At 67.6% G+C, this 8,469-nt stretch carries 9 protein-coding genes; 8 read left to right on the forward strand and 1 reads right to left on the reverse strand.

From position 1 onward, the window contains the following. Positions 1 to 860 (reverse strand): hypothetical protein (locus ACIQ0W_RS15755; protein ID WP_396643604.1); only part of this gene is annotated, 860 nt, incomplete at its 3' end. A gap of 135 nt (positions 861 to 995) precedes the next feature. On the opposite strand from ACIQ0W_RS15755, the gene ACIQ0W_RS15760 reads away from it, so the two are divergent. The 8 genes from ACIQ0W_RS15760 (at position 996) to ACIQ0W_RS15795 (ending at position 8,363) form a co-directional block, all read left to right on the forward strand. After that, a complete protein-coding gene (locus ACIQ0W_RS15760; protein ID WP_090587782.1) occupies positions 996 to 1,826 on the forward strand; it encodes a hypothetical protein in 831 nt (276 codons plus the stop codon). Beyond that, entirely contained in the window at positions 1,823 to 3,307 is a 1,485-nt protein-coding gene (locus ACIQ0W_RS15765) for an ATP-binding protein (protein WP_090587784.1), read from the forward strand. The genes ACIQ0W_RS15760 and ACIQ0W_RS15765 overlap by 4 nt, the downstream gene beginning before the upstream one ends. Beyond that, positions 3,304 to 3,855, forward strand: coding sequence for a hypothetical protein (locus ACIQ0W_RS15770; RefSeq protein ID WP_090587786.1), 552 nt, complete (start codon positions 3,304 to 3,306; stop codon positions 3,853 to 3,855). Before ACIQ0W_RS15765 ends, ACIQ0W_RS15770 begins: the two co-directional genes overlap by 4 nt. Further along, on the forward strand, positions 3,852 to 5,627 hold the full coding sequence (locus tag ACIQ0W_RS15775) for a type IV secretory system conjugative DNA transfer family protein (protein WP_090587788.1): 1,776 nt from the start codon (positions 3,852 to 3,854) through the stop codon (positions 5,625 to 5,627). Before ACIQ0W_RS15770 ends, ACIQ0W_RS15775 begins: the two co-directional genes overlap by 4 nt. Before the next feature lie 79 nt (positions 5,628 to 5,706). Beyond that, positions 5,707 to 6,150, forward strand: a complete 444-nt coding sequence (locus tag ACIQ0W_RS15780) for a single-stranded DNA-binding protein (protein WP_090587789.1) — start codon at positions 5,707 to 5,709, stop codon at positions 6,148 to 6,150. Between the two features lie 16 nt (positions 6,151 to 6,166). Further along, positions 6,167 to 6,766 (forward strand): hypothetical protein, encoded by a 600-nt coding sequence (locus ACIQ0W_RS15785; protein WP_175460191.1) that lies wholly within the window; start codon positions 6,167 to 6,169, stop codon positions 6,764 to 6,766. 4 nt (positions 6,767 to 6,770) lie between these two features. Beyond that, positions 6,771 to 6,998, forward strand: a complete 228-nt coding sequence (locus ACIQ0W_RS15790) for a hypothetical protein (protein ID WP_090587791.1) — start codon at positions 6,771 to 6,773, stop codon at positions 6,996 to 6,998. Positions 6,999 to 7,178: 180 nt separating this feature from the next. Beyond that, on the forward strand, positions 7,179 to 8,363 hold the full coding sequence (locus ACIQ0W_RS15795; RefSeq protein ID WP_396643605.1) for a recombinase family protein: 1,185 nt from the start codon (positions 7,179 to 7,181) through the stop codon (positions 8,361 to 8,363). The last annotated feature ends 106 nt before the right edge of the window (positions 8,364 to 8,469 follow it).

Genomic DNA, 8,469 nt, shown 5'->3' on the forward strand with positions numbered 1-8,469 from the left:
CGGACAGCCTGGTACTCCGCGTGGGTCTTGAGCGAGCTAAGAAGCGCGTACGTATCGAAGACGATCGCTTCGGCGTTGGATTCGAGGTATTGGCGGCGAGCACGACCGTCGAGCTTCCCGAGTTCCTGGACATGGCCTGCCACGTTCTTGCGGTATAACTTCAACTGCTTGCGGATGTTGGGGCCGCTGGGAGCAATGGGCTCCCAGACAGAGTCCGTGATGGCGTCGAGTTCGCGGGTCTCCTTGACTGCCTCATCTACGGACTCCGCCAGCCCTTCAAGCTCTGCCCATTGCTCGTTCCGGATGGCCTTGAGCGTCTGCGTCGTGAGCTGAATGTTGGAGCGGACGAGGCCCGAAATCTCACCGAGCTGCATCTGGAGCGCGATCATGGCGACAGCCGGGCCGATGGCTGCGATCGCCGTGGCGGCCGTCATCGACGCGGGGATGAAGCGTGCCTGCGCGACCAGTTCACCGTTCTTGAAGATCGCTCCGAGCTTCGCGCCGTCCTTCGCGGCCATCTGACCACCGCTCTTCAACAGAGACAGCGTCGCATCGTTGACGCGGAAGAGGCCTTGCGCGCTCGACACAGCCTCCGCGACGTTCCCGACGATCGTGCCTGCGTTGCCGAAGGAACCGAGAGCGGTGGAGAGCTGAGCGCGGTCGAAGGACGGCACCATGTCAAGGCTGATGAGTTCAAGACCGTCGGGGACTTCGCCGAATACGACTGCGACGCCTGGCGTCACCTCGACGAGGGTCGTGAACGCTGCGAGTTCAAGTGCGTCGGACCTGATCTGACCATCTTCCGAGGTCTGCCTGCCAACGGCATCGTCGCTACCGGATTCGTCGCGCGGGTCGTCCATGTGGGCTCTCCTTCTCGCCGGTGACTGCCTCGTGCCTCCCTCCGACGCCTCCATCAAGTATGTCAGCCACCTCCGACAGCGCCTGGGGTCATCGCAGCACACCTCCCCATCACACGACTCGCGAGGAGGCCGACCATGCCCACGTTCTTCGATTCGACTGCCGATGCCGCTGAGGCATCCGAGGCGCTGCGAGGCTTGGCCCACGCGAGCCGGGGTTTCGATCAGCCCGCCGAGATGTATGGGGTGATCGGTGATCTGTCCTCGGGGATGCGCTCGCTGCGGCAGGTCCTCGACCAGATCGCCGACGTTCATGAGCGCAAGGCCGCGCACGCCTTCAACGACGCTGGCAACCACGAAGCAGGAGCGCGAGACGCGCTTGCTGCTGCGCAAGAGCTACACCAGGCCGCGAATCTCGTCGACCGGGCCTACGACCGGCTCGCGGAAGGGTTCATCGCCGCCGGGCGGATCGCCTGGCACCCCGAGCCGACTGTCGAGGAGGCCGCGCCGTCGCGGTGGGTCAGCGTGGTCTTCCTCCAAGGCGAGGAGGCCGACCGGCCGTTGCGCATCCTCGGCAAGCTGGGACATGTCGATGCGGTGGACTACCTCGCACAGCGGGACTATGGCGACGAAACCACACAGGCCGCGCTGGAGAACGGGTACGTCTACGACGAGCCCGGCGAGGGCACCAACGACCAGGTGGCGATCTCCGGCGACTACGCGCTGGTCGTCAACCCGCACATCGGGTACGTCTCCCTGCTGCGCCGCTACACCGAACCCGACACCGAGGCACAGGAAGCGGCACAGACCGGGCCACCCCCGATGCGGGACGGCCCGGAGCTGCTGGTGTCCTACTCATCGCCGGACGCTCCGAAGCGGACCGACCTTCCGGCCCCGAAGTCGGATGGGTCGTGGTTCGAGCCGGCGAAGATCGCTGCGGTGAAGCAGGCCCGGGGGCTGGGGCTGTGACCCAGGATCGGGAACGGCTGCACACCGCCGTTCTGGTGGCACCGTCGAAGGAACGGCGGAAGCTCCGCAAGCAGCGCCGCCGCGCAGAGGCCCGGCTCCACGCCGAGCAGCGCAAGGCCGCACTCGCCGCAGCCAGGGTCAAGGCCGAGCAGGAGCGGGCTGAGCGGCGCGCCACGATCTACCTCCCGAAGGCCGGCGAGACAGGTGCCGCGCGGTTGCGGACGCCAGGTCGGTTCCATCTGACGCGCCATCAGGACACCTCGGCGACCTTGGCGGGTGCGTATCCGTTCGTCGCCGAGGGTGGCCTCGGTGCCGATGGTGTGTTCGTGGGGCAGGACCTGTACTCGGGCGGGAGCTTCGTCTACGACCCGTGGGTGCTGTACGCGCGCGGCATCATCACCGCACCGAACGTGGTGCTGGCCGGGATCGTCGGCTCTGGGAAGTCGAGCCTCGCCAAGTCCCTCTACACGCGGTCGTTGCCGTTCGGTCGGCGCGTGTACGTTCCCGGCGATCCGAAGGGCGAGCACACCGCGGTCGCCAACGCCGTCGGCGGACGCGCGATCGTGCTCGGCCACGGACTCAACACCCGCCTGAACCCGCTCGACGAGGGCCACCGACCCGACGGGCTGTCGGATGAGCAGTGGACCAACACGGTCGCGGCGCGGCGTCGTGACCTGATCGGTGCGCTCGCCGAGACCGTGCTCGCCCGCGGGCTATCGCCGTTGGAGCACACCGCGATCGACATCGCCCTGACCCAGACCGTGCGTGAGAACGATGTGCCGATCCTGCCGATGGTCGTCGAACGCATCCTTGCCCCCAGCGCGGATGCCGACGGTCGGCTGGTCGAGGACGGCCGTCTGGTCGGTCACGCGCTGCGCCGTCTCGTGGCCGGTGACCTGGCGGGACTGTTCGACGGGCCGTCCACGGTCAAGTTCGATCCGTCGTTGCCAATGATCTCCCTCGACCTGTCACGGGTCACGGAGAACTCGACGCTCATCTCGGTGTTGATGACGTGCTCGTCGGCGTGGATGGAGTCCGCGCTGCTCGACCCGAACGGTGGGCAGCGGTGGGTGATCTACGACGAAGCCTGGCGGCTCATGTCCCACCCGGCGCTGCTGCGGCGGATGGACGCACACTGGCGACTCGCCAGGCACTACGGGATCGCGAACATGCTGATCTTCCACAAGCTCACCGACCTCGACAACGTAGGCGACCAAGGCTCAGCCATGCGATCACTGGCAAACTCACTGCTCGCGAACGCCGAGACGCGGATCGTGTACCGGCAGGAGTCCGACCAGCTCGGCCCGACCGCGACCGCGCTCGGCCTGACCGGCACCGAGCAGCAGCTCTTGCCGAACCTCGGCGTCGGCCAAGGCCTGTGGCGGATCAAGGCCAGGAGCTTCGTCACGCAGCATCAGCTGCACCCGGCCGAGCTCGCCTTGTTCGACACCAGCAGCCGCGCGGCGGGAGGCCACCGATGAACCTCACCAGCCCACGCCGATCCACCCCGAACGACGACGAGAACCCTGCTCAGGTTGAACTGCCGCACGTCCTCGTCACCGTCGCCACCGACGGAACCCTCACCGCAACCATCGACGGAACACCATTCCCCGCACCCGGCGAGACCGCGTGGACGCGGACGACTTTCGGGCCGCTCATGGATGCCATCACCAAGGACCGAACCGTCGCGGTCCGGGTGGAGGTGCGCGAGTGCGACGGGAGCGTCTTCACCGACATCATCCGCCCCCGCGCACCCCGACGCGCCGTGGCGTTGCCGGAGAAGCCGGTGCCGGAGACGCGGCGGAGTCGTCACGCACGCCGGGAGCCGCGCTTGATGGAGGTCACCGCCGACGGGTTCGTCCCCGGTGAGGATGTCGCCGCCGCTGTGATCGTCTCCCACACCGACGCCACCGGAACCGGCGACGCCCGCGCGCTCATCGACCTAGACACCCTCCCCGACACCGCTGGGCAGGAAGTCATCCTGCTCGGGCGCATCTCGGGCACGTTCGCAGTGCGGCGGCTGACATGAACCAGCGACAAACAGGGGGCATGGGCGACGAACTCACCAACGCCGCCCTCATCGGGCTGATTGGCATGTTCGGCATCGCGCTCGTGCTGCGCGCAGCCGGCAGCATCACCGCGTTCCTCACCGGCCTGCCACAGCCGGACGCCGGCCCGGCCGCGGGCCTCGGAGTGCTGTTCAACCCCGCCGACCCCGCGACCGCACTCGGTGCCGACGGGCTCAACCCGATCCTCTACTGGCTCATCAGCACGGTCATGCTCGGCGGGCTCGCCGCCGGGACCGTCTGGGTCTGGATCATGCTGCGCCACCACACCAGGAAGACTGAGACCGACCCACACCGCCTCGCCGGGACCGCCACCAGCCAGGAAGTGAAGACGGCCGCATCGGCGAAGGCACTGCTGCACCGCGCTGACACCTTGCGGCCGTCGCTGGAATCCCCAACACCGGAGGATGTCGGCTACCTCCTCGGAGCCAGTCGCGGCACGAAGGTATGGGCATCGGTCGAGGACTCGATCCTGCTGATCGGCCCGCCCCGCTCCGGCAAAGGCCTCCATGTCGTCATCAACGCGATCCTCGACGCACCCGGCGCGGTCGTCACCACCAGCACCCGGCCCGACAACCTCACCGCCACCCTCCGCGCCCGCCGCCGTCGCGGCGGCCCGGTCGCGGTGTTCGACCCGCAACGCCTGGCCGAGGGCATCCCTGCCGGGCTGCGCTGGTCACCGGTACGCGGCTGCCACGACCCACTGACCGCGATGATCCGCGCCAACGGCCTCGCCGCCGCTACCGGCCTCTCCGCTGGTGGGGTGGAGTCCGGAGGCTTCTGGGAGGGCAAGACCCGCACCGCGCTTCAGAGCTTGCTGCACGCCGCAGCCCTCGACGGCAGACCACCCGCCGAACTGTTTAGATGGACCCTCGACCCCTCGGCTGCCTCCGAAGCGGTCGCGATCCTCAACTCCCACCCGAACGCGGCGATGGGCTGGGACGACTCCCTGGCCGCGATGATCGACGCCGACCCCAAGACCCGCGACAGCATCTGGCAAGGCGTCTCCCTCGCCCTCGCCGCGCTTGCCGACCCTCGCGTGCTCGACGCGGTGTCACCTGAGCCGGACGAGCAGTTCGACCCCGAGACCTTCCTCACCGAGCACGGCACCCTCTATCTGCTCGCCACCGGGGCAGGTGCGGGTGCCTCCGCGTCGCTGGTTGCGGCGTTCGTCGAAGACCTCATCGAGACAGCGCGCAGGCTCGCCGCCCGCTCGCCCGGAGCCAGGCTTGATCCGCCGCTGCTGCTCGCGCTCGACGAGATCGGGAACCTCGCGCCATTGCCGTCGCTCCCGACGCTCATGGCCGAAGGTGGCGGCACCGGGATTACCACCATGCCCGTGTTGCAGTCTCTTGCCCAGGCCCGCGACCGGTGGAGCGAGCACCAGGCCGGCGCGATCTGGGACGCCAGCATCGTCAAGATCATCCTCGGCGGCGCCTCCAACAGCCGCGACCTCCAAGACCTTTCCACCCTCATCGGCGAACGCGACGAGTACACCGACTCGGTGACTCTCGGGGACGGCGGTACCCGCTCCAACCAACGCTCCATCCGCCGCGTGCCGATCCTGCCGCCAGACCGCATCCGCACGCTGCCGTTCGGCACCGGCATCACCATGCTCCGCTCCGCACCACCCATCGTCACCGACCTACGCGCCTGGCCCTCCCGGCAGGATGCCGCGCAGCTCCGCAGCGATCGCGCGGAGCTCGAAGCTCTCCTGCGCAGCCCCGCATCCTGACGACTCTGGGTGCCGGGGCGTACCTGCCTGACACAGCGACCACGTGCAGCTGGTCGCCCGAGTTCAGGAGGACGCCATCATGGCCATTCATACCCAGGAGTCACTGTCAGGCTTCATCGCCTCGGAGCCGTTGCTCACCGAGACGGCCAAGGGCGACGCGAGGTTCTTCGCCCGCATTGGCAAGGAGCACTTCCGCCGCGAGGAAGACGGCTCGTTCACCCAGACCGAGACGACCTACCACCACCTGGTGATGTTCGGACGGTCGGCCGAGCATGCACACGCGAACTTCGCCCAGGGCGACAACTTCGTGGCCGAGGGCTACACGCGCCCGGTCAACTACGAGCGCAATGGCCAGGCGATCGAGGGCGAAGAGTTCATCGCCAAGAAGATCGGCCACGACGCCGCGCGAACCCGCTACGAGGTAGACCGCACCCCGCGCAACTCGGCCGGACGAGACGCAGCCGCCTACGAGCCGCCCCAGCGAACGAACGCTGTGGCACAGGCCGCGCCGGTCAGCATGTGAGTTCGGGAGCCAGACCATGACGAACGATCAGAACCAAGAACCCGCAGCACCCGATGTCCCCGTCGGACCGTCCGAGGTGGATGAGCCTGACGTGTTCGACGGGCCGCCCCGCGTCACCAACGCCGACATGCCCGAGCCGCCACACCCGGTGAACTGGAACCTGCTCACCGCTCACGAGCTGGAGCAGGAATGGCTCGCGCTGAACCGGTGGGTGGACTGGCTGCGCCGCACCTACGGACTTCAGGTCTCGGTGATTCCGCCGTTCTGGCATCACCATCCGGAGATGGTCTGGGAGCTGTCGGCGTTGCACCTGCACTGGCTGGCTGCCTACGACCCCGAGCAGAACGCGTCCGCACCCCTCGGTTGGCATCGCGACTTCGCAGACGCGCGAGAACGCCTCCGCTACTGGGTCACCGCCTGCAGTACGCGCGGGGACCGCGACCGTCCCACCCGGCAGGCCGCCTGGCCCGGCGAAGAGCCCGCCCCCGCGATCCAGGAGGTGAAGTTCGACGACAGGGACGAAGAGTTCGTGGACTTCGTGATCACCCAGGTCCGCAAGCGGCAGGAAGCCGAAGACGAGTTCTACGCCAGTCTCGCCGACGACGAGGGTCCGTAGACCGATGAGCCGCTATGCCAAGAAGACCGACCGTCGCCCCTACGAGGAGCGGTCGTTCTCCGTCCGGGCCGTGCATCGCGACCGCGCCGACCTGCACAAGCTCGCCGAAGTTCTCATCCGGCTGACGTTGCAGGAGACAGGCGAGAGCCGAGCCGCCCGCGAAGCGGCCCGGGTGCCCGACACCTACCGGGCGGCCCCCGATGACCTGGCCACCTCAGAGGCCGCCCGGTAGAATGAACCTCGCAAGCCTCGCAACGCGGGGCGTTGTGGCCCAAACCTCGTCATCTGGCGGGCAACACGCACCGAGACCATCGGGTCTCGCCCTACAGCCTTCACCGGCTGCTCTCACGATCAACGCCCCTCCCACCGCAGTGGGAGCGCGAGGGTCGAACCGCGTGAGAGTGAGCCACCGATGACCACCATTGCCGACGATCCGGCAGCCAGCCTCATCGACCCGCCCCGGACCGCTGCCGTCGCAGTGTCGTACCTGCGGGTCTCAACCCGTGAGCAGGCAGAGAAGGGCGGCACCGACGAAGGCTTCTCGATCCCCGCCCAACGCGAAGCGACCAGGCGCAAGGCCGAACAGCTCGGCGCCGGCATCGTCGAGGAGTTCGTTGACGCGGGAGCCTCAGCCAAGTCCTCCGACCGGCCCGAGCTCATGCGGATGATCCAGTACGTCAAGGCCAACAAGGTCGCGTACTGCATCGTTCACAAGGTCGACCGGCTCGCCAGGAACCGAGCCGACGATGTGAGCATCCACCTCGCACTCCAACAGTGCGGGGTCATGCTCGTATCCGCGTCGGAGAACATCGACGAGACGCCCTCCGGGATGCTGCTGCACGGCATCATGTCCACGATCGCCGAGTTCTACTCCCGCAACCTCGCCACCGAAGTCACCAAGGGCATGACGCAGAAAGCCATCGGCGGCGGTACAAACGGACGAGCGCCCATCGGGTATCTGAACGTCCGCAAGCGCGACGAGATGGGCCGCGAGCTTCGCACCATCGAACTCGACCCCGAGCGCGCGCCCATGATCGAGTGGGCCTTCAAGGCATACGCCTCCGGGAACTGGAGCGTCAGCCAGCTCCACGACGAACTCACCTCGCGCGGACTGCGCAGCCTGCCCACGCCGAAGAGGCCGGCGAAGCCCTTGGCCGTGTCCACCATCCATCGCCTCCTGACCAACCCGTACTACAAGGGCGATGTCATCTACCGAGGCACCCGCTACAAGGGCAACCACCCGGCTCTCGTGCCTGCCGAGGTCTGGTACCAGGTCCAGTCCGTGCTCACCGCGCACCAGTGCGCCGTCGAGGCAACCCAAGTCCACGGCCACTACCTCAAAGGCACCATCCACTGCGGCCAATGCGGATCACGGCTCATCGTCTCCAACGCGAAGAACCGCCACGGCAACGTCTACTGCTACTTCGTGTGCTCCGGGCGGCACTCCAAGCGCACCGACTGCACGCGCCAGGCGATGCTCATCGAGGACGTCGAGAAACTCGTCGAGGACTACTACACGCGCGTCCAGATCACGCCGGCCCAGCAAGACGCACTCGCGGGGATGCTCCACCACGAGTTGGGACTGCTGCACGAATAGGTGACAGGTTGTAGTCACGCCGCCAGTGCGGCGGTCGTGTTCATGATGGTCTCGAACTCGATGGGCGTCAAACGGCCCAGGCGGAGTTGGCGCCTCCGGCGGTGGT

The organism is Microbacterium sp. (genome assembly GCF_044340635.1).
In the GTDB taxonomy this organism is placed as follows: Bacteria; Actinomycetota; Actinomycetes; order Actinomycetales; family Microbacteriaceae; genus Microbacterium.

What these genes read in the sequence shown, in the direction of transcription:
- ACIQ0W_RS15760 (WP_090587782.1), top strand. Translation starts at nt 996, where the DNA reads ATGCCCACGTTCTTCGATTCGACTGCCGATGCCGCTGAGGCATCCGAG.
- ACIQ0W_RS15770 (WP_090587786.1), top strand. Translation starts at nt 3,304, where the DNA reads ATGAACCTCACCAGCCCACGCCGATCCACCCCGAACGACGACGAGAAC.
- ACIQ0W_RS15775 (WP_090587788.1), top strand. Translation starts at nt 3,852, where the DNA reads ATGAACCAGCGACAAACAGGGGGCATGGGCGACGAACTCACCAACGCC.
- ACIQ0W_RS15780 (WP_090587789.1), top strand. Translation starts at nt 5,707, where the DNA reads ATGGCCATTCATACCCAGGAGTCACTGTCAGGCTTCATCGCCTCGGAG.
- ACIQ0W_RS15785 (WP_175460191.1), top strand. Translation starts at nt 6,167, where the DNA reads ATGACGAACGATCAGAACCAAGAACCCGCAGCACCCGATGTCCCCGTC.
- ACIQ0W_RS15790 (WP_090587791.1), top strand. Translation starts at nt 6,771, where the DNA reads ATGAGCCGCTATGCCAAGAAGACCGACCGTCGCCCCTACGAGGAGCGG.
- ACIQ0W_RS15795 (WP_396643605.1), top strand. Translation starts at nt 7,179, where the DNA reads ATGACCACCATTGCCGACGATCCGGCAGCCAGCCTCATCGACCCGCCC.